Source organism: Paenibacillus sp. sgz302114 (genome assembly GCF_056120345.1).
The window spans coordinates 94,665-116,884 of record NZ_JBVYOI010000003.1 but is presented as its reverse complement, the minus strand read 5'-3'; the positions used below and the strand labels follow the sequence as shown (position 1 = coordinate 116,884).

Here is a 22,220-nt window from a genome sequence, read left to right as displayed (position 1 = left end):
GGCTTGGTTTATTCGGTCTGCTCGGTCTACATGGCTTACGGGGACGCAGTCGAGAGAAATCGCAGTCTTAACCTGGGCTATGGGTCATCTATTAAGAACCTTTAAACCCGCTTGTCGTGCGACCAATGCATGATAGCGGGTTTTTGCTATTCTGCGCAAGTGCCGTATCCAATCTATGAACTCTAGCATATACAGAGAAAGTAGATTGATAGTTTTGATTCGGCTATATGATCGACGGTGGGAGGTGGATACAAGATGGACAGTTTTTTTGCAAAATTAGTCCCGATCGCCAAGCAGCTTTACTTGGAAGGCTCGCCCATTTATCCGTCTGTGCGGCTTGCGCAGTGCTGGCTTGAGACCGGCGGCAATATCCCCTATTGGAACAATCTAGCAGGCTATAAGGTTGGCTCCGCTGTCCCGAACGGCTATTGGAAAGGGGCAGTCGTGAACAAGCAGACGTGGGAAGTCATCAATGGGAGAAGGGTTGATGTCGTTGCAACCTTCCGCGCATACGACAGCGTTTATGACTTCTTCAAGGATCAAGATCTGCTATTTGCTCGCAGCCGGTATACGCGGGTCCGTGAAGCGAAAGGGCCTTTCGAGCAAGCACAAATGCTGCTGGAATGCGGTTATGCGACAGATCCGGACTATGCGAAGCAGATCATTGCAATTATCAATGGGAGCGGATTAACGCAATATGACAGCAAGAATGGAGGCGATGAACCGATGACGGCAGAGGAGAAGAAAGCTTTTCAAGACTTAATGGACCAGGTGAAGCTGCTAAGCGCTGCACTTAATGTTCAAACTGCGGCAGTTGCTGCGCTGCAAGTACAGGCTGCCCAGATTCAGGCGAAAGATCAGATGGATGCGATTCCGGCATGGGCGAAGGACGCAGTCGATGCAGCGGTCAAAGCGAAGCTGATCGATGCGACAGTCGGCGGCAGCTATGACTTCTATCGGCTGCTGACCGTGCTGCACCGGAAGAAACTGATCTGATGTAGTGACTTGATGTAATGAAGAAGAGAGGTTCGCGATGACGAAGAGCGGACCTCTTTCTTATGTGCGCTGCCACATCCGCCTCGCATTCGCATCCATCAGTATGGTAAAGAGAGACGTAACAGGGAATCCTACGGACAACAATTCACTAAAGGAGGACCAAAGCCTTGATCCATCACATTCGCCTCATCGAGATCGTCCTTGTCATCATCGCTTTGTTCGTGATGTGGTACGCTGTCGTTAACTTCAGTACGTTTAAAAGAGTCGTCATCGGGCGTCCGATGCGCTCCCGAGAGCTGCATGAGAAACATAACAAGCTGTTCTGGATGATTGCCCTCCCTATCTTATCAGCTGACTTATATTCATCTGTGGCTTATGGTCCTGAAGCGGGCTTAACAGAGCTTGCGCATTTGGGCCGGTCAGGGCTATGGTTCGTATTGCCGATAACAGCGGCATCGGTCATTCTGCTGTTTATTCTCATTCTCTCTTACATAATGGGCATCATCGCCTATCCAAGCGGCGGCGGCGCCTATTCCATTGCCAAAGATAATTTCAAGAAGCCATGGGCTTCGCTCGTAGCATCGAGCTCATTGCTCGTCGATTATGTGCTCACCGTCGCTGTGTCGGTATCAGCTGGCATTCAAGCCGTAGCTTCGGCATATCCGGTCATCAAGCCATACAGCAGCTCGCTTGCGATATGCTGCGTGCTGCTGCTCGTTATTGTGAATTTGCGCGGTGTGGCAGAGTCGGCGACGATCTTCGCTTGGCCGACGTTCGTGTTTATGGCATGTATGATTCTCATCATCTGCACGGGATTCATCGATGAGTTTTCGCATGGCTTTGTGCAGCCGCAAACCCCTTCTTTCGGAACGATACCAGGCGGCATTACGATTCTTCTCATTCTTAAGGCGTTCAGCTCGGCTTGCTCGGCGCTTACCGGGATTGAGACGATCTCTAACGCTGTTCCTGTCTTCCGGGAGCCGCAGCAGCGAAGCGCGATCAAGACCTATGTAGCTCTAGGCACGATAACGGCAGTCACGCTGCTCGGATATGCGTACCATCTCTATGTGCGCGGTGTGGAGGTGCGAGAGGACAAGACGATGCTGTCTCAGCTGGCAGAGCAGTATTTTGGACATGGCATCGTGTATCAGATCATTATTTGGTCGACCTTCATCGTGCTCATTCTGGCGGCGAATTCAACCTTTACCGGTTTCTCGCAGCTGTCTGCGATCGTCGCTTCGGACAGCTTCCTTCCGAGGGCATTCACGAATCGCGGGGATCGGCTAGGCTATTCGAACGGCATTATGTTTCTGGCAGGTGCTGCTGCACTGCTGATCGCGCTCTTCCATGCACAGACGAACAGCCTTATCCCGCTCTATGCAATCGGTGTGTTTCTGTCCTTCACCATCGCACAGGTTGGGCTGTGCAAGCGCTGGCTGAAGGTGAAGGGGAGCATGTGGAAGCTCAAGCTCGCAATCAACCTGTTCGGCTTCTTCGTCACCGCGGTCGTCACGGCTGTCGTGGCGTTCACGAAGTTTCTGGAAGGGGCATGGATTGTGCTTGTCATTCTGCCTATAATGATCTCATTCTCGGTGATGGTCAAACGCCATTACGATATTATTGCAGCAGAGCTGCGAATCGACCCGAAGGAGACTCGGCCCGAGCCGCATGAGCTCGTGACCATCGTGCTTGTGTCCGGTGTACATCGCGCAGTGCTGCGCACGGTCTCTTTTGCCCAGAGCCTGGATAGCCGTGCAGTTGCTGTCTATGTTGGATTCGATGATGAGTCCGTAGACAAAATGAAGCTGAAATGGGAGGAGTGGGGTGAGCCTTGCAAGCTCGTTACGCTCCGAGGCGAATTCCGCTCCATTCTAGCGCCGCTGAGCCGGTTCATCGACAGGCTGGAGGTCACGGAGTGTGAGCCGTCGAGCATTCACATCATCATGCCGCAGTTCGTAACGAAGAAATGGTGGCATAATCTGCTGCATAACCAGAGTGCGCTGCTTATTCGTGCTTGGTTTCTGCGCAATAAGGACGTCGTCATCACGACGGTTCCGTATCATTTGCAGAAGTAGCTTGTGCTTAAGAAACGATTAATAGATATTTAAGAATGTTGAGTTATACTGGCGCTCTAAATACAAGTGGAGGTGCCTCGTACATCATGAACCCGAAATTGAAAACATGGCTGCCTGCTGTTATTTTCCTAGCAGCTGCAGCAGCATTTATCGTGATCTATTTCGCTTTGCCTGAGAATCGAGAGCTGCGACGTCGGCCAGAAGAATTCAGCGACATATTTACAACTCTTGGAACCATTGCGCTCTACTTGGGAGCAGCAGGCTTCTCTTGGATATGGTTTAAGAGAAAGCATAAGTCCCCATCGATGCTTGTACGTAAAGCTGGTAAGCTATTCCATTCATCGCATAAACTGCTCGGATGGGTTACCTTAATCTTGGTTGCCGCTCATGGTACTTTTTTATTGCTCACAAGGCAGTGGGATAACAAAATCTATAGTGGTCTGGCAGGTTTCGTGCTGCTGCTGGCCATTATCGGCTACGGCTTCACCATCCATAAGGTCCGCAACAAATGGATGAGAGGGGTACATCGGACACTTGGATTGCTGTGGATTCCGGTATTATGGCTGCATGCCGGCGGCTCAGTGTTAATCGCATTGATGTCGGCGCTTGCGGTAGGCGGTGCCGTATTGGTATTAGAGAAACGTGCGAGACAGACAGACCATTCTGCATCAAACTTGAGGAAAAAGCACCTGTAGAGGTGCTTTTTTATTTGCAGTGAATGATGCAGCGTTAATTGACGGAGAACGGAAATCAGAATATACTTGTTTAGTAATTTACTAAATGACTAATTTACTAAATTAATAATTTACTAAATAACCAAATTCAGTGATCCAGTCGAGAGGATAGAGCAAATATGAAAATACCTACAACGTTAAAACATAAACCAGTCATCGTATCCGAAAATTACGAGCAAGTAGACGGACGGCTAGCTGGAAAGACGGATGCGAAAGGCCTCTCGTTAGGGCTCGCGCAGTGGAATGACCGTGGGAAGGTTGATATCTCAGCGAAAGTATGGCGGTACACGGGAGAGAAATGGTCCAGGCAGTCTGAGGAGCTCCCCCTGCACCGCGTGCTTGATCTCTCTATTCTCATCTGTCGCTCGGTTGCTCACTTACGCGAAGCTTACCGCTATGAGCATTTCTACGATGAAGAGAATCCGGTTATCGACAGAGTGGGTCTTCAAGGGGATGCAATGACTGTTGCGGTGTGCACAGATAATGACAAGATCAATGAAGATATTAAGCTGTTCAGCCAAGCGCTGAGCGATGATGATGAGCTGATCGGGGAACGGCTGCGGACGCTGTCGCGCATGCTGAAGGATTTGGGATATTAATGGAATGAGGAGGTGCGCAGATGGATAAGGATAAGCGTAAAGAGCTGCTCGAAGTGTACAAGGAAATAAAGACGTTCATGGGCGTCATTCAAATTACGAATACCGCAAACGGGAAGATGTTCATTGACAGCTATCCTAATTTAAAGAACAAATGGATGACGATCAAAATGCAGTTGGATGTGGGCAGGTTCGCCAACGCCCAGCTGCAGAAGGACTGGAAGGAGCAAGGGGAAGGGGTTTTCACCTTCGAGGAATTAGAACGCAAGGATGCTGCCGAAGTGAAGGACGTCCGCTGGGAGATGAAGATGATGAAGAAGCTGTGGCTCGAGAAGCTGCAGCCTTACGGAGAAAGAGGTTACAACCGTCCTGAATAACATTCAGGGCGGTTTTTGTTTACACGACCATTAATTGGTATTAGTATAGATATAATTTTATGGCTGGTTAGGAAATCCTTATACAGATCAACTTGGATACATACTGCACCATGGAAAGGAAGTTGTTGCGCTTTGGAATTATTTCATGCTGTCCTACTCATGCTGCTCATGATCGGGTTCTCCCATGTCATTAGCCGGTTCATTCCTGCTATTCCATCCCCTCTGATTCTGATAGCTCTCGGAGCGATTGTCGCCTTGTTGCCGTCGGGCGTGCATCTGGAGATGGAGCCGGAGCTCTTCTTTATTCTGTTTATCGCGCCACTGCTCTATAATGACGGCAAGCATACGCCTCGCAGAGAACTGTGGCGGCTTCGCGCGCCGATCCTGCTGCTCGCAGTCGGGCTTGTGTTCGTAACTGTGCTCGTCGCTGGCTACGCGATTCACTGGCTCATTCCAACGATTCCGCTTCCTGCTGCGTTTGGGCTTGCCGCCATTCTATCGCCGACGGATGCTGTCGCCGTGGGCGCGCTAGCGAAACGAATCCATATGCCGGAGACGCTGCTTCGATTGCTCGAGGGCGAATCGCTAATGAACGACGCCTCGGGACTTGTCGCGTTCAACTTTGCAATTGCGGCAACTGTAACCGGCGTTTTCTCCATGACGCATGCCATCTTCAGCTTTCTCGTCATTGCTATTGGGGGCTTGCTTGTAGGAGTCATTGTCGGTTTGCTCATCGTATGGTTTGGCGTCATGCTGCGAAGAAGCGGGCTTGAGGACGTTACCCTTCATATGCTGATTCAGATTTTGACACCGTTCCTGCTCTATCTGGTCGCAGAGGAGATTGGCGTCTCTGGCATCTTGGCGGCGGTTGCTGGCGGGCTTGTCCATGCGATTGAACGGGACCGGGTCGACTCCTCCATGCTTCGTCTGAACATCGTCTCGAACAATACGTGGTCGGTTCTCCTATACGTGCTGAATGGGCTCGTCTTTCTATTGCTCGGCTTGCAAATTCCGCATGTGACCAGCGTTGTGCTTCGCAATGCTTCCATCGACAATACACAGGTGTTTATCTACGCCTTTCTAATCTTCTTGCTGCTCGTCGTGCTGCGATTCGTCTGGACGTTTATTTTCACTCGCAATCAGAGGCTGTTCGGCGTTGAGCAGAAGCAGGGGCAGGAGGTGCCTGATTACAAAATGCTGCTGCTCGCATCGCTCGGAGGCGTCCGCGGTGCCGTGACGCTTGCCGGTGCTTTCTCGATTCCTTACGTGCTTCGAAGCGGTGAGGCATTCCCGGAGCGTGACATGATGATCTTCATAGCAGCCATCGTAATCTTGATTTCTTTGGTCGTGTCAAGCGCATTGCTGCCACTGCTTGCGAAGAGGAAGGAAGCGCCGGCCGAGCAGAATCGGTTGGAGCAGCAAGCTCGGATTCGCGTGCTGCAAGCTGCAATCGAAACGCTCAAGACGGAACAGAAGCCGGAGAATGAAGCTGCTGCAATCTCTGTCATAACCGATTACCAGAAGTGGGTGCAAGAAGAGGCGTATCTCTCGCATTCTTACGATCCGGGGCAGCCGAGATGCCGAGATACAGAAACAGAGCTGCGTATTAAGGCAATTGCAGCCGAGCGCAGATGTATCGAAGCGATGGTGGAGGAAGGCAGTGCCGATGTGGAACAAGCGGCGAAGGTGACGGAGCTGCTCGATCAGATGGAGCTAGTGCTTACGAAGCGTACTCGCATGGGTCGAGTGCTTATCAAGCTGTTTATGAAGAAGCTGTTCGCAAAGAACCGTAAGAAAAGCATGAGTCAATATGAGGAACGGGATGCGATGAAAGGGCTCAAAATCTCGATGTGCAAATCTGCGATAGCCGAATTAGGCGAGCAGAAACGACCGGAGACCGAGACGGAAACAAACTATGTCATTTCGCAATACAAGCAGATGCTCGGCCGGTTGTCGCTCTTGCAGGGCTCGCGTGCTTCTGAAGATTTGCAGCAGAACGATATGAAGAAAGAAATGTACTGGGTCGCCATTCAAGCAGAGCGGGATATGGTCCAAACGTTATATGAGAGCGGCGAAATTACGCGTGAGTTAGCCAGTGGCTTAAGAGGGACGATTCGTGATCGCGAAACGGCGATATCTGAGATCATGTAGGGGAGAAGCTATGGAACCCATTGCGCTAGATAAGAAAGAGAATACAGCGGGGAGCCGCATCGGTTATTTATTTTCCAACCGGGATCTGCTGAGGCTGTTTCTGCCGCTGACTGTAGAACAGGGCTTGGAATTTCTCGTTGGAATCATCTCATCTGTCATGGTTGCCTTCGTGGGAGAGGCAGCTGTGTCGGGCGTGTCGCTCGTGGAATCTGTCATGGCGTTGTTGATCAGTTTGTTTGCTGCGCTAGCAACAGGCGGTGCGGTCATAGCCGGACAATATATCGGATCGAAACAAGTGAGAGAAGCCCGTGAATCCGCACAGCAAATGTTCTGGTTCGTTAGCGCAATCTCAATCGTCATTATGATTGTTGTTTATGCACTCAAATCTTTCATTCTATTTACGTTGTTTGGTCAAATATCGGATGAGGTGCGAAGCCATGCCGATACGTATCTTATGATTGTTTCGCTATCTATTCCTTTTCTAGCTATTTATAATGCGGGGGCGGCGATTTTCCGTTCCACTGGCAATGCAGTTATCTCGATGAAAGTCGCGCTGCTCATGAATGTGATCAATGTGGCGGGAAGTGCGCTGCTGCTGTACGGGTTTCATATGGGGACGGAGGGTGTCGCTATTCCGACACTAGTATCTCGAATTGTCGCCGCAGCAATCATTATCGTTGTTGTCATTAATCCGGATTATATGTTGCATTTGAAAAGAAGCTTGAAGCACAAGTTCGACTGGAGGATGATCAAGCAAATTTTGCGTATCGGGATTCCGTTCGGGCTTGAGAACAGCCTGTTCTTTATTGGTCGGATCATTGTGCTGAGCCTCGTATCGACCTTCGGTACGGCAGCGATAACGGCCAATGCGATCGGCGGATCGCTTGCGGTGTTTCAAGTATTGCCAGGGGTAGCGATTAATCTAGGGATGACAGCCATCATTGCCAGATGTGTCGGGGCAGGGGATTACGAGCAGGCTAAATATTACACAAAGAAGATTATGGCGATTGTGTATGCCTGTCAACTCGTGTTTATTTCGTTAATCATTGCCTTGCTTCCGCTCATTATGAAGGTATACGGGCTCTCAGAGGCGACTGCAGACTTGACCTATCATATTGCCTTGTGGCATGGGCTAATCGCGATCATCCTTTGGCCCTTTGCATATACGCTGCCCGTTACGTTCAGAGCTGCAGGTGATGCAAAGTATCCAATGACCATTGGCATTATGACGATGTTTCTGTTCCGAGTCGTGCTGGCTTACTTGCTCGGGGTGCATTTTCATATGGGCGTATTCGGAACTTGGATTGCGATGTTCGCTGACTGGTTCGTCAGATTCATCTGTTTCACTTATCGGTATTTGAGCGGAAAATGGATGCGTTATCGGGTGATCTGAGAATAGAGCAACTATTCCGATTCAGAATGACATGCGTTTATTATTCTTGTAACTCATATCGCTGATTTTCATAGAATAGAGCATGTCTTATTAAGAAAGAGGTGCTAAGATTGCCTATTCTACAGGAATCGTAACGAATACAAGATTTTTCGGGACTGCTGCTTCTTCTCTCGTTGTGAGCACAAGAAATCTGGATGTCATTAACTCGACAACAGTAACCATTCATATTTTTGCATCCGTAAATTCGAGTGTATTCTATACCGCATATTTGACTTCATATGTCGTAGCAGCCAATTCAATAGATGTAAGAAGCTTTGCGATTGGCGGCAATGTCGCTTATGAGGTACAGCTAAGCTCGACTTTGAACAATGTTTTGTTCACTGTCACCGGATTAGACGAATTCGGGAATTTGACGGAGGGTCAGCGTATTCCTCAGGCGGAACTCACGTTTATTCCGGTATTAAGTCCAGTTCTGTAACGAAAAGGGGCTTATGAAATATCGCGAGCCGTTGTTCCTTTTGCCGCGGTACAAGCAAAGTAGAGATGCTGTTAACAAATAAGGGGCTCCCTTCGGGGAGCCCTTGTTATTTTAGATATCCAGTTTACGCGTTCCAATCCATTTCACCATTTCAGGATCACGGTGAGAGAAGAACAAGCTTTGTTTCGTATCTAACGCAGCAATCGACTCCATGTCTGATTGGTCTAATTCAAAGTCGAAGATGTTGATGTTCTCCATAATTCTATCTTTACGAACGGACTTTGGAATGACGACGACGTCTCTTTGTGTCAACCAACGCAGGACGACTTGAGCAACGGATTTATTATGCTTTTCAGCTATAGCGGCCAATATTTCATTTTGGAACAAGTTGTTTTTACCCTCGGCAAAAGGTGCCCAAGATTCGATCTGTACTTGATGCTCTTTCATAAACGTGGCATTGTCGATTTGTTGCTGGAATGGATGCGTTTCGACTTGGTTTACAGCAGGAGCCACTTCGTTATGAAGCATTAAATCGATCAGGCGATCTTCATGAAAGTTGCTGACGCCAATCGCACGAATCTTTCCTTCACGATACAATTCCTCCATCGCGCGCCAAGAGCCGTAAACATCTCCATAAGGCTGATGAATTAAGTACAAGTCCAAATAATCGAGCTGCAATCGGTTCAGTGAATTCTCGAATGCTTTTTTCGTACGTTCATAACCGGTGTCCTGTACCCAAAGCTTCGTCGTGATGAATAGCTCCTCTCTAGCCACGCCACTACGCTTGATCGCTCTGCCGACAGCTTCCTCATTTAGATAAGAGGCAGCAGTATCAATCAGCCGATAGCCTGCCATAATAGCTTCATAAACGCTTTGTTCACATTCATTCTCATCACGAATTTGAAAAACACCAAAACCGAGAATCGGCATCTCAATGCCATTATTTAAAGTTACGTTTTTCATATTACATCCTCCTGTTCATCTATTCTTCATTTATTATGTTCCACAACATGCAATGAACGTTATCCCATTCTTCTCAAATGATTGCCTAATCCTCTCAAACCACTTATTTGCCAAGCGAAATTGGATTATAATCGAGCTAATATAAGTTGACGGAAGAGGGGCATTGAATGTCTGGGATAAGCATGACACAACAGCAGGAGCTTACCAATATTATTGAACGGTATTCGCACGTTGACGGCGTACATGATACGGGCATTCCATCTTTGTTTTTCATGCGTCGATCCAGTACGACGGAGCCAAGCCACGGCGTATATAAGCCTTCTTTTTGTATGATTGTACAAGGAGCTAAGGAGGTGTGGTTAGCGCAAGATCGTTTCAGATATAGTCCTGCAGATTACCTTGTTGCTTCCGTACACTTGCCGGTTAATACCCAGATTACTGAAGCTACACCCGAGAAGCCGTACCTGGGTTTGAAGCTGGAATTTGAACCGAGTCAAATTATAGAGGTGTTACAACAATCGGAGCTGTTAGACGATCCGAAAGTCAATCCGAAACGTGCTATGTATGTGAGCCATATTGAATCGCCTTTATTGGATGCGGTCGTCAGGCTGGCTCGGCTGTTAGATAGCCCTAATGAAGTACCAATGCTTGCTCCATTATTTACGAAAGAAATTCTTTACAGGGTGTTGCAGGGCGAGAACGGGGACATTTTAAAAGCCATTGTAAAGGAAGAGAGCGCAATCAACCAAATCCGTGACGTAATCGAACATATTGTAAACCATTATGAGCGTTCTTTCCGCATTGAAGAGCTCGCAGAAATAGCGAATATGAGTGTATCTACTTTTCATCGGCACTTTAAAGAAGTAACGGCTATGAGTCCGATTCAATATCAGAAACAAATGAGACTTCAGGAAGCCCGGCGTTTATTATTAACCGAGTCCACAGATGCTTCCGATGTCGCATTTCGTGTAGGATATGAAAGCACATCTCAATTCAGCCGTGAGTATTCCCGAATGTTTGGATTCCCGCCTAGACAAGATATTAAGCGTTTAAAAGCATAGGTGATTACGCTGAACGCAGAGTAGTAGGCAGGCCGTTAAGGGCTTGCCTATTTTGCGTTTAGAAGGAGCTTGAGAGGATTAGGCAATGATTCAGCATGAATGAGTTAACGGTCACAGTCGCACTTACCGCATAATTAGGTATGGCTACCACAGGAGTGACAACTAACTGGATATGAAGGAGAAGTCAATTTGTACACGCGATTGAGAAATTTGTTTGCAATAAAAGGATATCGTTTGTTTGTCCTCTGTGTTCTATTGGTCGGGTTTGGGATTTCGATTACAATGCCGTACTTAGCACTCTATTGTACGGAGGAACTCGGTATGAGCGCAGGAACATTTGGCTTGTTCACAGCTGTAAGTTCGTTAAGCGGCGTATTTGCAAATTCGTTCATTGGTAAATATTCGGATCGTAATCTGGATCGGAAATACATTATTTTAGTGGCAACCGTGTCATCTGCAGTAGCCTATGCTTCGTATATCTGTTTTGATCATTTCTTGATTTTGCTCATATTCGTTAGTTTTTTTAGCGGTTTGGGAGCAGCCGCCATGCCGCAAATTTATGCTTATGCTCAGGAGTCGGCCGATGAAAGCAACTCCTATGACAAGACGTTTGCGATGTCCACATTACGTTCCCTTGTGTCGCTCGGGTTCCTAGTCGGACCTTTAGTTGGAACCGTGATATTGGGGCTAGTTGGATATAAGGGGCTTTTCCTCGGGACCTCCGCCATTTTTCTTGCTATCGCCTCACTTGTACTTCTGTATCTGCCTAAGAAGAGAGCAACTTCTAAGAAGAAATCAGGCAGCGCTGGGGCCAATTCGCTCAACCGGAGGAAAATTTGGTATCCTTTGCTTGCTTTCATCTTACTATTTGCGGTAAATGCTATTAATGGGATCATTACGCCATTGTTTATTGTAAACGAGCTTCAAGGTACGCATACAGATGTCGGATTGGTGGTTAGCATCTGTGCAGGTTTGGAAATCCCCATTATGTTCGCGCTAGGCGCCGTGGGAAGGAAGCTCTCGAACCATACATTAATGATTAGCGCCTGCTTTATTGCACTCTTGTACAATGCCATCTTAAGTGTCTCAACGGACTCTTGGCAGATTATCTGTGCGCAGCTTCTACAGGCGGTGTTTGTGGCCATTGTAATGGGCAATGGGCTAAGTTATTTCACGGAGCTCTTGCCAAACTCGCCGGGGACTTCCTCTTCGACGTATTACAACGGCTCCATTATTGGAAGGTTAGTCGGTAACTTAATGGGCGGTATCATTGCTCAGTATGTAGGGATTCGTGATGTATATTGGGTCAGCCTAGTCGTTGTTATTGTTTCGTTCATTATCTTATGGAGGACACGGCCTCAGAAGGATATTGAAGGTGCATATGCGAATGGAATGAATTAGAGGTACCAAGATGAAACGCAACATTCATAACTCTAACGGAGGGATATAGAACATGGAAATTAGAAGAATTGGCTCGCAGCCTTCAGGTAAAGGATCAACGGATTATTTTACCGGCACGGTTCGCATCGATCCGCTGATTGAAACGGCTGATCCAGCGCGAGTAGCTGCAGCATACGTTACGTTCGAGCCGGGGGCACGGACTGCTTGGCATATGCACCCGCTGGGACAAACGCTTATTGTAACAGCAGGAAAGGGGCGGGTTCAGCGAGAGGGTGGTTCTATCGAGGAAATCAGTCCCGGCGACGTCGTTTGGTTCCCGCCAGGCGAGAAGCATTGGCACGGAGCATCACCGACGACGGCGATGACCCACATTGCCATTCAAGAACGTCTTGATGGAAAAGCGGTTGAATGGTTGGAGAAGGTCAGTGATGAGCAGTACATGTCTGAGGACTGAAATCTCCACCATAATTTTGTCCTGTGGTAAAAGGATTTGTTAAACCGCCCAATCATTACCTTATTATTTTCATAGAATAGAGCATGTCCACTAAGAAAGCGAGGTGAGACGCCATGCCTTATTCTACTGGTCCTGTAACGAATACTAGAGATTTCGGAACAGCTTCAACTAATATTGTTGTTAGTGCAAGAAATCTAGATCTAACAACTCCAGTAACGATAATCGCAGAGATCTTTGCTTCTGTTGATTCCAGTACGTTCTACACTGCATACCAACTCTCGTATGTAGTACCGCCAAACTCGTATGATGTTAGGGAGTTCTTTATTGCCGGAAATGTAACCTACGAGGTTCAGCTTAATACAATGGATGTTAGCCCGCCTGATGTATTAATGGCCGTTACTGGTATTAACGAATTCGGAAACCTAGTCGAGGAGCAGCTCTTTACTCAGAATGAGCTTATCCTTATTTCTTCACTGAGTCCTCCAATTATTTAATTAACGCGCTTCTTTAATAAGGCTGCCGTTCTCAAAGGGAGCCTTATTAATCGTCCCCAAATGCGAAAAAAAAACAGACTGTATGAGTCTGTTCGAAGGTGTTTGTTAGAAGTAAGGATGGGTAGGAAAGGATATTTGAAATTTTTAGAGCTTTTACTGGATATCTATTATTAAACAGCTAAAAAGAAAGGTCTTTTAACTTATTGTTCCAGAGTTACGAATAATCACTTTAACATGGGCTTTATACGTTGCTATACCGATCGTTTTAATCCATTTCTCTTTTGACCATACACCCCTTTGGGTTGCTCTGACGTGCTTGCCCACGCCGATTGGGTCCACACCGTATTTACTGAAAGTACTCATGATGTTTAGAATACTTTGGCTGAGATAGGCTTCACATTCATTTGAGATTATGTTCAAATCTCTACTTTGCTCAAGATCCATGTCACCTTGGTAATCTTGGATCGCGCCTTCAACTTTAAGATTAAATGAAACGGTGGGTCTATCTGATTCACCGCTAATTTGTGTTTTGATTTTGCTTTTTGCGAAATCCATCATTACATTGCTTTTTGATTTTTTCTCCAATGGCATGGTGATATTAGGCAGGTGTTGGTTACGAATCAGCATTTGTGCTATTCGTGCTTGATCCGGGCTTAGTAGCAGAACTAATTTATCATCCCGAAATACGGCGACTTTTGAAATTTCTGCATCTTTATGGTGTACTTCCAAAAACGGCGCAAGAGGATCTTTTACTCTGTTCGTTAATTCAAAAATAAAGTCGCGAATCGTTGTAAATGGGCTAAATGCTGTCGCCTCAGTTGGACGAAGGAGATCGTTAAAATATTTGCTTTTCTTATGGTCTCTTTTGTTATAGGAGATCTTGTTTTCGGTAATTGGGTCATCGTTATTACCTCCGTAGAATCAAAATCATTATTACCACTATCTGGTGGCTTTTATTCATATTCCGCGTTTTACCTAGGGTTTTCATCTACCCGTTCATCTACCGCCATAAAAATTCTTCCCGAACCTTAACGGTCTTAATAGGCTAAGATACAGCTTGTAGAACAATACGGAACCTACGTAAACTCGGTTGAAACGCACTCGTAATGAGTTGCTCACGTTTTTATTAAAGAAAGAAAAAAATCCCCGGTCTGAATTGATCGGGGATTAGTATTTGGATTTGGGCAACCATTGGGCAACCAATGAACCAGTGGGAACATTCAAGTCTGACTGAAATCCTTGATATTAAAGGGCTGAACAAAAAAAATCCGGGGCCCCCTTGCGGGGGCCCCTTTCATGGGAGAGGAGAAACCGGACGAAGAGCTTATGGGGAAACGTAAGTCTTCTCCGCGGTTGTCTACGGCATCTCGCGACGCCGATATCTTAAGAATGCCCACATCAGGGGGAATTATACGTCAGTATGAATTTATTCCTTTAATGTTGTAGTTCAGACTTACATATGTAAGGTATTTAGAATTAAAGTTTCCTCATTGGCGTCATATATATACTGAATTATTTGAAAATGAAGCAAAAATCCGATGACAAACCGACGATTCGCTTATATGATGTTATTAAAACTAACATTATCGAAATGGAGGCGGTTGGCATGACGGCTTACGACTTCATTTTGCAAAACGCGGTCGCTGTTACCCCGGAGGGCGTGGTGAAACGCGATATCGGCGTGTTGAAAGGGCGGATGGCTGCCATTGAGGCGAAGCTGCCGAGCGACAGTTGTCCGGTTATTGATGCAGCGGGTCTGACCGTCATGCCTGGCGGAGTGGATGTGCATGTTCACTTCAATGAGCCTGGCATGGGACATTGGGAAGGCTTCGAGACTGGCTCGGCGGCGCTGGCGGCTGGCGGCACGACAACATACTTCGATATGCCGCTTAATGCCCGTCCGCCAACGGTTACTGCTTCAGCTTTCGAACAGAAGCTTGACGCAGCGTTAGGGAAATCGGCTGTTGATTACGCGCTATGGGGCGGGTTGATGCCGGGCTATGTGGATCGGCTTGCTGAGCTTACGGAATCGGGCGTCATCGGATTCAAAGCGTTCATGTCTTCGCCGGGTATGCCGCTTGAGGATGATTTTCGAGAATCGGATGAAGCTGTGCTGCTTGAGGGGATGAGGGAGATTGCTCGTCTCGGAGGCATTCTTGCACTGCATGCTGAGGATAATGAGCTCGTTTCGCGGCTGTCAACCATTGCGCGAGCTGCTGGATATACGGATGCATACAGCTACACCGCATCAAGGCCGATTGCGGCGGAGGTGCTCGCGGTCGAACGGGCGCTTGCGCTCGCGGAACAATCGGGATGCAAGCTTCATTTTGTCCATGTGAGCAGTGCGGTGGCGCTCTCGAAGATTACGGAAGCTCGCAACCGTGGAATGGATGTGAGTACGGAAGTGTGTACGCACCAGCTGATGCTGACGGCTGACGATCTGGCTCGGCTTGGGCCAGTTGCTAAGTGCGCGCCTCCGCTTCGTAACGGCTCGAACATGGAAGCGTTATGGGCGGCTCTCATCCGCGGGGAAGTGGATATGATTGCATCGGACCATTCCCCTTGCGAGACTTTAATGAAAGAAGGCGATGATTTCTTCGCGGCATGGGGCGGGATATCAGGTGCGCAGCATCGGATGGAGCTTATGATTGACGAGGGACATCTGAAACGGGGCATGCCTCTGACGGTAATGGCAGAGCTGCTCGCAGGTAAACCTGCGGAGCGTTTCGGTCTTGGTGCGCTTAAAGGTCGTCTCGAAGTGGGGATGGATGCGGATTTCGTGCTCATTGATCTGAAGCAGAGCTATAAAATTGAAACGCAGGACCTGCTCTACTTGCACCCGCACAGCCCATTCGTTGGACGGGAGGTAGGCTGTAAAGTAATGGCGACCTTCTGCAGAGGACAGCTCGTATACTCTGCTGATCAAGGCGTTCTCGTGAACCGTATCGGTCAGTTCCTAAAGGCTGCTGGGGATTCGCGGCCAGCTCGGACTCGGGTGGTAGAGCGATGAAGAACGTGGAGAAGCTGGGACAGGAGGCGGAGGGATGGCTCCGTGAGCTCGCTCAGTTCGGGGCTGATGCGACTCGTGGAGGGGTGACAAGGCTTCTATATACAGAGGAGTGGGTGGGCGCTCAGCTATGGCTTGCGGAGGCGATGAAGCAAGAGGGGCTTGAAGTTCGTGCGGATGAAGTGGGAAATGTATACGGAAGGCTGAGAGGAACGAGCCCGGAATTGAAAGCTATTGTTACAGGTTCGCATGTCGATACGGTCGTCTGTGGCGGCATATATGACGGTGCTTTTGGTATTGTTGCGGCTATCATCGCACTGCGCGAGCTTAAGGTGCGATACGGGCAGCCTCGTCGCACGATCGAAGCCTTATCGCTATGCGAGGAGGAAGGGAGTCGGTTTCCGCTTACTTGCTGGGGTTCAGGATCTATTACTGGAAAATACGTGGTCGAAGATGCGGTGCATATTCGATCGGAATCGGAGGGTCTTACGCTCTTTGATGCGATGGGGGATGCGGTTGGCAAGCTCATTGCTGGCACCGGTAAATTGCCCGAACCCGCGCAGAGGTGTGATGTCGAAGCGTTCATAGAGCTTCACATTGAGCAAGGAGGGGTATTGGAGGCAGAGGGGGTTGCACTCGGAATTGTAGACCGGATTGTCGGCCAGAAGCGGGCGACGATTACTGTTCTCGGTGAATCGAATCATGCCGGTACGACGCCGATGCATATGCGCCGTGATGCGCTACATGCCTCTGTCGCGATGATAGCCGCGCTGAATGAGTTAGCTTCTGATGCGGGAGCTCCGCTGACATTCACGGTCGGTTCATTGCAAGTTGAACCGAATTTGTCAAATGTCATTCCGGGCAAAGCTGTGTTTGCGATTGATATGCGCCATCCATCAGATGAGCAGCTTCAAGTTCAATATGACCAAGCGACTGCGATAATCGAAAGTTTGGCGGGGCGCTTCGGCGTTGATGTCCGCATTGAACTATGGATGAGCGAACCATCCGCAGGAATGAACGCTGGGCTTCGGCTGCTGCTTGAGCAGAGCGGCACGCGCGGCGGTTCCAGCTGGAAGTTGATGCCGAGCGGAGCGGGGCATGATGCTCAGTTGTTTGCTGCGCATTGCAAAACTGCGATGCTATTCGTTCCGAGCCGAGGCGGCATTAGCCACTCGCCGCTTGAATATACGCCTCCGGCTGCTCTTGGGACGGGAATAAACGGTCTAATTGACCTTCTATATGAGCTTGCATATACAGACGGATATGAAGACGAATGGGGGTAATGGGTCCATATGAAAACAGCCCATATCAAGCTAGAGGCATGGATTCAAGAACATGAACATGAGATGATAGCGCTCCTCCAGCGGCTCGTGCGTATGCCCTCTGATAACCCGAAGGGAGATTGTCTGGCGATAGCGGAGCTGGTCTTCGATGAGTTGTCGGCTCTAGGTTTCACGCCGATGGTGGACACGGTTCCGCAGGAGGAGGTGCGAGCAGCTGGGATGATCGCGGTTAGCAATATTGTCGCTGACACGAGGCTTGGCGAAGGACGGGGGGCTGCGATTGTGCTTAACGCGCATGGCGACGTAGTGCCGCCTGGCGATGGTTGGCACTGCGATCCATATGGCGGGATGATTGAAGCTGGCAAGTTATTCGGTCGTGGCGCGGCTGTGTCCAAATCCGATATTGCTGTGTACACATATGCCGTTATGGCGCTTAGAGATAGCGGTGTGTGGGAAGCGGAGCGACAGCAGCTTCCTGGGGGTACGCTCGCGCTCGCGTTTACTTTTGACGAGGAAACAGGAGGTGAGCTTGGGCCGAAGCGGCTTCTCGGGCAAGGGGCGATTAAGCCTGACTACGCAATCGTAGCTGGCTTCACGCATGCAGCCGTCACATCGCATAATGGCTGTCTGCATCTAGAAGTATCGCTCCAAGGGCGGTCGGCCCATGCGGCGATTCCACATACCGGTGCTGATGCGCTCGAGGCGATGACGCAAGTGTTGGCGGCGCTCTATGACTATCGTGCTGAACTGGGACGGCGGCATTCGGATGTCATTGGCATCGAGTCTCCGACACTTGTTGTAGGATTGATTCAAGGGGGCATCAATACGAATGTCGTGCCTGACCGATGTACGATTAGGCTGGACAGACGCATAATTCCGGAGGAGAATCCGGAGCTTGCGGAGCAAGAATTGCATGAGTTGATTGCAAGGACGGCTGCCCGTTTTCCGCAAATTGAATTAGATGTGCGCCGTGTTCTGCTTGCGCGTCCTTTCAGTGAAGTGGAAGGGACAGAGCGGCTGCTTCGCGCGCTTCGCCCGAACTGGTCGGCTGTCATGGGCGGCGAGGAGATGCCGGTGGTTGGTGTGCCGCTTTACGCGGATGCAAGGCATTTCACGGAGGCTGGCGTTCCTGCAGTTATGTTCGGCGCTGGTCCGCGCACGCTGGAAGAAGCGAACGGTCATCGGGCGGATGAGCATGTGCAGATACGCGATCTGACATTAGCGGTTCGCATCCTGTCTTTTATGCTGTATGATCTACTTAATGACGCCTCAATCCCTGGTGGAAAAAGGCAAGAAGATGAATAGACAGGAGCTGGTAAGTAGTGAAAATCGTAGTGTTGGACGGTTATACGCTGAATCCGGGTGATCTGAATTGGGAAGAGCTCGGATTGCTCGGCGAGCTGGTTGTGTATGACCGCACGGCGAAAGAGGATATCGTAACTCGAGCGGCCGATGCCGAAATTGTGCTGACGAACAAAACTCCGTTGTCTGCGGAGTCGATCGGCAAGCTGCCGCATCTCCGATATATCGGTGTGCTCGCAACCGGTTACAACATCGTGGATACACAGGCGGCTGCGCAACGTGGCATCGTCGTCACGAACGTGCCGGATTACAGCACGCATTCCGTCGTGCAGCTTGTATTTGCGCTGCTGCTTGCGCATGCATCTCAAGTGAGCGCGCATAGTGACGCTGTTCATCGCGGACAGTGGGCTAACTGTCCGGATTTCTCGTTCACGCTAAGCCCGCTGCACGAAATCTCCGGCAAGACGCTTGGCCTTATCGGCTTTGGTCAGATTGGCCAGCAAGTTGCCCGGGCCGCGCTTGCATTTGGCATGCAAGTTATTGTACATACACGGACAGTCAAGCTTGTTCCGGGACTGGAAACCGTTCGTTTCGTTCCGCGTGACGAGCTTTTCCGTAAGGCTGACGTTGTTTCGCTACATAGTCCGCTAACACCGGATATGAACGGTATCGTGAACAACGATACACTCGGCCTTATGAAGCGTTCTGCTTTCTTGATCAATACCGCGCGTGGTGGTCATGTCGTTGAGGAGGACTTGGCTCAAGCGCTGAACAGCGGCCGCATAGCCGGAGCTGGGCTGGACGTCCTCAGCGTAGAACCGCCGTCAGCTGACAATCCGCTGCTGCATGCGGCGAATTGTATCATCACGCCGCATATTGCATGGGCGACGGTGGAGGCGCGCAGCCGTCTCATGGCGATTGCGGCGAACAATTTGCGCGCATTCCTGAGCGCTGATATTCAGAATCAGGTGAACTAGCCCGATGCGGGGATTCGGCATTATTATGGGATTTGACGGGCTTGGATGGCTGCTGCATACCTATGCGGGTATCCCTTTGCCGTCGCATGTATTGGGGCTGTTGCTGCTTGCGGCAGCTCTGTTTACGCGTGTCATCAAGCTGGAGTGGGTAGAAGAGAGTGCGACTTTCCTGACGAAGCATATGATGCTTTTCTTCATACCGCTCCTCGCCGGCGTTACCGCCTTCGCCAAGATGATAGGCGATTCCTGGCTTGCCGCAATCGTCTCTCTAACGGCAGGGACGCTTGTCATTCTGCTGTCCACAGGCTTTGCAACTCAAATTATCATCGCAAACCGCCGAAAGGGGGTGTCGGACGTTGAACAACAGTCTGATCGCTGATCCGATCTTCGGCACGACACTGACTATCGCGGCATATGGCGCTGCGCTCTTCCTGAAACGGAGGTGGAGCTGGTTGCATCCGTTAATCGCTGCGCCGCTCCTCGTTTATGTTGTATTGCAATTAGGTGACATTCCATATAGTGCCTACAGGATTGGCGGAGATATGGTTACCTACTTCCTTGGGCCGGCTACTGTCGCGATGGCGGTGCCGCTGTACAAACATGCGATGCGGCTGCGACATCTTCTGCCCTCGCTGCTCCTGGGTGCTTTCGTCGGGAGTTTGCTAGGGTTGCTCGTAAATGCGCTGTCGGTCATTTTGTTTGGAGGCACGGAATCGTTTCTGCACTCGGCGCTGCCTAAGTCCGTAACTGCGGCGGTAGCGATTGATTTGTCGCGATGGCTAGGCGGTTCTCCGGAATTGACAGCTGCGCTTACGGTGACGACGGGGCTAATCGGCAGCGTCCTTGGACCTCCGCTGCTTCGGCTATGCGGGGTCACCGACAAGATTGCGGCTTCAATTGCGATTGGTGCGGCAGCGCATGGCATCGGTTCGGCAAGATTGCTGTCCGAATCGGAGGAGCAAGGTGGGCTTAGCGGATTTTCAATGGCGGCTTGCACTGTATTTACTCCTGTATTATTGCTGCCCGTACATGCTTGGTTGCTATAGAAAGCTTGCAAGATTTCGAGCAATTTTTACATATTTCAGCTTTTCTTAAGGTTTGTTGCCTAAATATCTGATATAGTGGCACAGTAAAGGAATAGCAGATTTCAAATGTTGGAAGGGAGACTTCAATCTTGAGCGAGAAAGACAAAGAGTTTGATAAGGAAGCCCAGCTAGATGCAGTCAATAATGAAGAGCAAGAGGGAGTCTTTTCGGTAGAATCGCGCGAAGAGTTTGAAGATAGCCGTGATGAAGCGAGTGTAGAGACTGAAGAGAACGAAGAAGAGGAAGAAGTGAAAGAACAGGCAGCACAGCCAGCGGCAAACGGCGGCAGAGCATGGATGTACATCTCCATTGGTCTTGCAATTGTTCTTCTCGTATTCCTCGTGAAGTCGCCATTTGGCAGCAGCGGCGGCAAGGAAGCGGTTGGTTCCGTTAATGGCACCGCGATTACGAAGGATCAGCTGTATGATGCTATGGCGAAGGTTGGCGGACAGCAAACGTTGGACAACCTTATTCAAGATGAACTCGTGAAACAAGAAGCCGATAAGAAGGGCATTGTAATCGGCGATAAAGAAGTAGATGCAGAGATTGCTAAGATTAAGAAGCAATTCCCGACAGATGCGGATTTCGAAGCTGCGCTGCAGCAAGCGGGAATGTCTCTTGAGGATTTGAAAGCACAAACGCCAATGCAGCTTCGTATTTCGAAGCTTGTTGAGCCGCAAGTTAAAGTAACAGACGACGACGTGAAGAAGTACTTCAACGAGAATAAAGCAACGTTCGACGAGCCTGAGCAAGTGAAGGCTTCCCACATTCTTGTGGCGACGAAAGAAGAAGCTGATGCGATCGAGAAGCAGTTGAAAGACGGCGGCGATTTCGCAGCGATTGCAAAAGAGAAATCGACGGATCCAGGCAGCAAAGATGCTGGCGGCGACCTCGGTTACTTCAGCGCAGACAAGATGGATCCGGATTTCGCAAAAGTGGCGTTCGAATTGAAAGCCGGCGAGACTAGCGCGCCGGTGAAGACGCAATTCGGTTACCATATCATTAAAGTATTCGATCATAAAGCAGGCAAAAAAGCGACTCTCGACGAGAAGAAGGCGGATATTAAGGATACGCTGATTCGTCAGAAAGTATCGGAGCTTTCTCCAACATGGCTAGCGGATTTGAAATCCAAAGCCCAAATTACAAACACATTGCCAAAAAAAGATGAAGTGGCAGCACCTGTGGCGACAACATCCGGCAGCGCAAATTAATACGTTTTAACTCCCATTAACCATCACCAGCCAATAATTGGCTTGGTGATGGTTGTTTCTTTTGTGGCACAATGTACGTAATTACAAAACGTCTAGAGCCAGTAAGTCGTGCTTCTAGTCACTTTCTTGTGAGATAAGTTGACATCGAGGGATAGTAAATCTTTACAAGTGTTCAAATTATG

The 22,220-nt window shown here is 49.2% G+C and carries 21 protein-coding genes; 19 read left to right on the top strand and 2 right to left on the bottom strand.

Annotated features, from left to right (window positions below):
• Nucleotides 1-255 precede the first annotated feature (255 nt).
• From AC0LWF_RS09635 to AC0LWF_RS09600, 8 genes are all read left to right on the top strand, one after another.
• Entirely contained in the window at nt 256-996 is a 741-nt protein-coding gene (locus AC0LWF_RS09635) for a glycoside hydrolase family 73 protein (RefSeq protein WP_474651336.1), read from the top strand.
• 167 nt (nt 997-1,163) lie between these two features.
• Complete coding sequence (locus AC0LWF_RS09630; protein ID WP_474651335.1) at nt 1,164-3,071, top strand: APC family permease; 1,908 nt, start codon at nt 1,164-1,166, stop codon at nt 3,069-3,071.
• A gap of 86 nt (nt 3,072-3,157) precedes the next feature.
• Nucleotides 3,158-3,766, top strand: coding sequence for a hypothetical protein (locus AC0LWF_RS09625; protein WP_474651334.1), 609 nt, complete (start codon nt 3,158-3,160; stop codon nt 3,764-3,766).
• Between the two features lie 158 nt (nt 3,767-3,924).
• A complete protein-coding gene (locus AC0LWF_RS09620) occupies nt 3,925-4,404 on the top strand; it encodes a DUF6530 family protein (protein ID WP_474651333.1) in 480 nt (159 codons plus the stop codon).
• A 20-nt stretch (nt 4,405-4,424) separates the two neighbouring features.
• The gene (locus AC0LWF_RS09615; protein WP_474651332.1) at nt 4,425-4,778 is read left to right on the top strand and encodes a GIY-YIG nuclease family protein; all 354 of its coding nucleotides are present in this window, start codon (nt 4,425-4,427) and stop codon (nt 4,776-4,778) included.
• A gap of 132 nt (nt 4,779-4,910) precedes the next feature.
• Nucleotides 4,911-6,929 carry a Na+/H+ antiporter gene (locus tag AC0LWF_RS09610; protein WP_474651331.1) on the top strand — a complete coding sequence of 673 codons (2,019 nt, stop codon included), beginning with the start codon at nt 4,911-4,913 and terminating at the stop codon, nt 6,927-6,929.
• A gap of 10 nt (nt 6,930-6,939) precedes the next feature.
• Nucleotides 6,940-8,322: an MATE family efflux transporter gene (locus tag AC0LWF_RS09605; protein ID WP_474651330.1), complete on the top strand. Its 1,383-nt coding sequence runs from the start codon at nt 6,940-6,942 to the stop codon at nt 8,320-8,322.
• Between the two features lie 175 nt (nt 8,323-8,497).
• A complete protein-coding gene (locus AC0LWF_RS09600) occupies nt 8,498-8,800 on the top strand; it encodes a hypothetical protein (RefSeq protein ID WP_474651329.1) in 303 nt (100 codons plus the stop codon).
• Nucleotides 8,801-8,911: 111 nt separating this feature from the next.
• Here the strand turns inward: AC0LWF_RS09600 and AC0LWF_RS09595 are convergent, their stop codons facing one another.
• Nucleotides 8,912-9,763: an aldo/keto reductase gene (locus AC0LWF_RS09595; protein ID WP_474651328.1), complete on the bottom strand. Its 852-nt coding sequence runs from the start codon at nt 9,761-9,763 to the stop codon at nt 8,912-8,914.
• A gap of 167 nt (nt 9,764-9,930) precedes the next feature.
• Here AC0LWF_RS09595 and AC0LWF_RS09590 point away from each other — a divergent pair, with 167 nt between their 5' ends.
• The 4 genes from AC0LWF_RS09590 (at nt 9,931) to AC0LWF_RS09575 (ending at nt 13,173) form a co-directional block, all read left to right on the top strand.
• Entirely contained in the window at nt 9,931-10,824 is an 894-nt protein-coding gene (locus tag AC0LWF_RS09590) for an AraC family transcriptional regulator (protein WP_474651327.1), read from the top strand.
• Between the two features lie 189 nt (nt 10,825-11,013).
• Nucleotides 11,014-12,225, top strand: coding sequence for a sugar efflux transporter (locus AC0LWF_RS09585; protein WP_474651326.1), 1,212 nt, complete (start codon nt 11,014-11,016; stop codon nt 12,223-12,225).
• 52 nt (nt 12,226-12,277) lie between these two features.
• A complete protein-coding gene (locus AC0LWF_RS09580; RefSeq protein ID WP_474651325.1) occupies nt 12,278-12,679 on the top strand; it encodes a (R)-mandelonitrile lyase in 402 nt (133 codons plus the stop codon).
• A 113-nt stretch (nt 12,680-12,792) separates the two neighbouring features.
• Nucleotides 12,793-13,173 carry a hypothetical protein gene (locus tag AC0LWF_RS09575; RefSeq protein ID WP_474651324.1) on the top strand — a complete coding sequence of 127 codons (381 nt, stop codon included), beginning with the start codon at nt 12,793-12,795 and terminating at the stop codon, nt 13,171-13,173.
• Nucleotides 13,174-13,368: 195 nt separating this feature from the next.
• Here the strand turns inward: AC0LWF_RS09575 and AC0LWF_RS09570 are convergent, their stop codons facing one another.
• On the bottom strand, nt 13,369-13,902 hold the full coding sequence (locus AC0LWF_RS09570) for a Ger(x)C family spore germination C-terminal domain-containing protein (protein WP_474651323.1): 534 nt from the start codon (nt 13,900-13,902) through the stop codon (nt 13,369-13,371).
• An 877-nt stretch (nt 13,903-14,779) separates the two neighbouring features.
• Between AC0LWF_RS09570 and allB the strand changes: the two genes are divergently transcribed.
• From allB to AC0LWF_RS09535, 7 genes are all read left to right on the top strand, one after another.
• Nucleotides 14,780-16,183: an allantoinase AllB gene (gene allB, locus AC0LWF_RS09565; RefSeq protein WP_474651322.1), complete on the top strand. Its 1,404-nt coding sequence runs from the start codon at nt 14,780-14,782 to the stop codon at nt 16,181-16,183.
• Nucleotides 16,180-17,463 (top strand): Zn-dependent hydrolase, encoded by a 1,284-nt coding sequence (locus AC0LWF_RS09560; RefSeq protein WP_474651321.1) that lies wholly within the window; start codon nt 16,180-16,182, stop codon nt 17,461-17,463. The genes allB and AC0LWF_RS09560 overlap by 4 nt, the downstream gene beginning before the upstream one ends.
• A 9-nt stretch (nt 17,464-17,472) precedes the next feature.
• Nucleotides 17,473-18,768, top strand: coding sequence for a M20/M25/M40 family metallo-hydrolase (locus AC0LWF_RS09555; RefSeq protein ID WP_474651320.1), 1,296 nt, complete (start codon nt 17,473-17,475; stop codon nt 18,766-18,768).
• Nucleotides 18,769-18,785: 17 nt separating this feature from the next.
• Complete coding sequence (locus AC0LWF_RS09550) at nt 18,786-19,742, top strand: D-2-hydroxyacid dehydrogenase (protein WP_474651319.1); 957 nt, start codon at nt 18,786-18,788, stop codon at nt 19,740-19,742.
• Between the two features lie 4 nt (nt 19,743-19,746).
• Nucleotides 19,747-20,121, top strand: coding sequence for a CidA/LrgA family protein (locus AC0LWF_RS09545; protein ID WP_474651318.1), 375 nt, complete (start codon nt 19,747-19,749; stop codon nt 20,119-20,121).
• Nucleotides 20,099-20,788, top strand: a complete 690-nt coding sequence (locus AC0LWF_RS09540) for an LrgB family protein (protein ID WP_474651317.1) — start codon at nt 20,099-20,101, stop codon at nt 20,786-20,788. Before AC0LWF_RS09545 ends, AC0LWF_RS09540 begins: the two co-directional genes overlap by 23 nt.
• 128 nt (nt 20,789-20,916) lie before the next feature.
• Nucleotides 20,917-22,038 carry a peptidylprolyl isomerase gene (locus AC0LWF_RS09535; protein WP_474651316.1) on the top strand — a complete coding sequence of 374 codons (1,122 nt, stop codon included), beginning with the start codon at nt 20,917-20,919 and terminating at the stop codon, nt 22,036-22,038.
• Nucleotides 22,039-22,220: the final 182 nt, after the last annotated feature.

What these genes read in the sequence shown, in the direction of transcription:
- AC0LWF_RS09635 (WP_474651336.1), top strand. Translation starts at nt 256, where the DNA reads ATGGACAGTTTTTTTGCAAAATTAGTCCCGATCGCCAAGCAGCTTTAC.
- AC0LWF_RS09625 (WP_474651334.1), top strand. Translation starts at nt 3,158, where the DNA reads ATGAACCCGAAATTGAAAACATGGCTGCCTGCTGTTATTTTCCTAGCA.
- AC0LWF_RS09620 (WP_474651333.1), top strand. Translation starts at nt 3,925, where the DNA reads ATGAAAATACCTACAACGTTAAAACATAAACCAGTCATCGTATCCGAA.
- AC0LWF_RS09615 (WP_474651332.1), top strand. Translation starts at nt 4,425, where the DNA reads ATGGATAAGGATAAGCGTAAAGAGCTGCTCGAAGTGTACAAGGAAATA.
- AC0LWF_RS09605 (WP_474651330.1), top strand. Translation starts at nt 6,940, where the DNA reads ATGGAACCCATTGCGCTAGATAAGAAAGAGAATACAGCGGGGAGCCGC.
- AC0LWF_RS09595 (WP_474651328.1), bottom strand. Translation starts at nt 9,763, where the DNA reads ATGAAAAACGTAACTTTAAATAATGGCATTGAGATGCCGATTCTCGGT.
- AC0LWF_RS09590 (WP_474651327.1), top strand. Translation starts at nt 9,931, where the DNA reads ATGTCTGGGATAAGCATGACACAACAGCAGGAGCTTACCAATATTATT.
- AC0LWF_RS09580 (WP_474651325.1), top strand. Translation starts at nt 12,278, where the DNA reads ATGGAAATTAGAAGAATTGGCTCGCAGCCTTCAGGTAAAGGATCAACG.
- AC0LWF_RS09575 (WP_474651324.1), top strand. Translation starts at nt 12,793, where the DNA reads ATGCCTTATTCTACTGGTCCTGTAACGAATACTAGAGATTTCGGAACA.
- allB (WP_474651322.1), top strand. Translation starts at nt 14,780, where the DNA reads ATGACGGCTTACGACTTCATTTTGCAAAACGCGGTCGCTGTTACCCCG.
- AC0LWF_RS09560 (WP_474651321.1), top strand. Translation starts at nt 16,180, where the DNA reads ATGAAGAACGTGGAGAAGCTGGGACAGGAGGCGGAGGGATGGCTCCGT.
- AC0LWF_RS09555 (WP_474651320.1), top strand. Translation starts at nt 17,473, where the DNA reads ATGAAAACAGCCCATATCAAGCTAGAGGCATGGATTCAAGAACATGAA.
- AC0LWF_RS09545 (WP_474651318.1), top strand. Translation starts at nt 19,747, where the DNA reads ATGCGGGGATTCGGCATTATTATGGGATTTGACGGGCTTGGATGGCTG.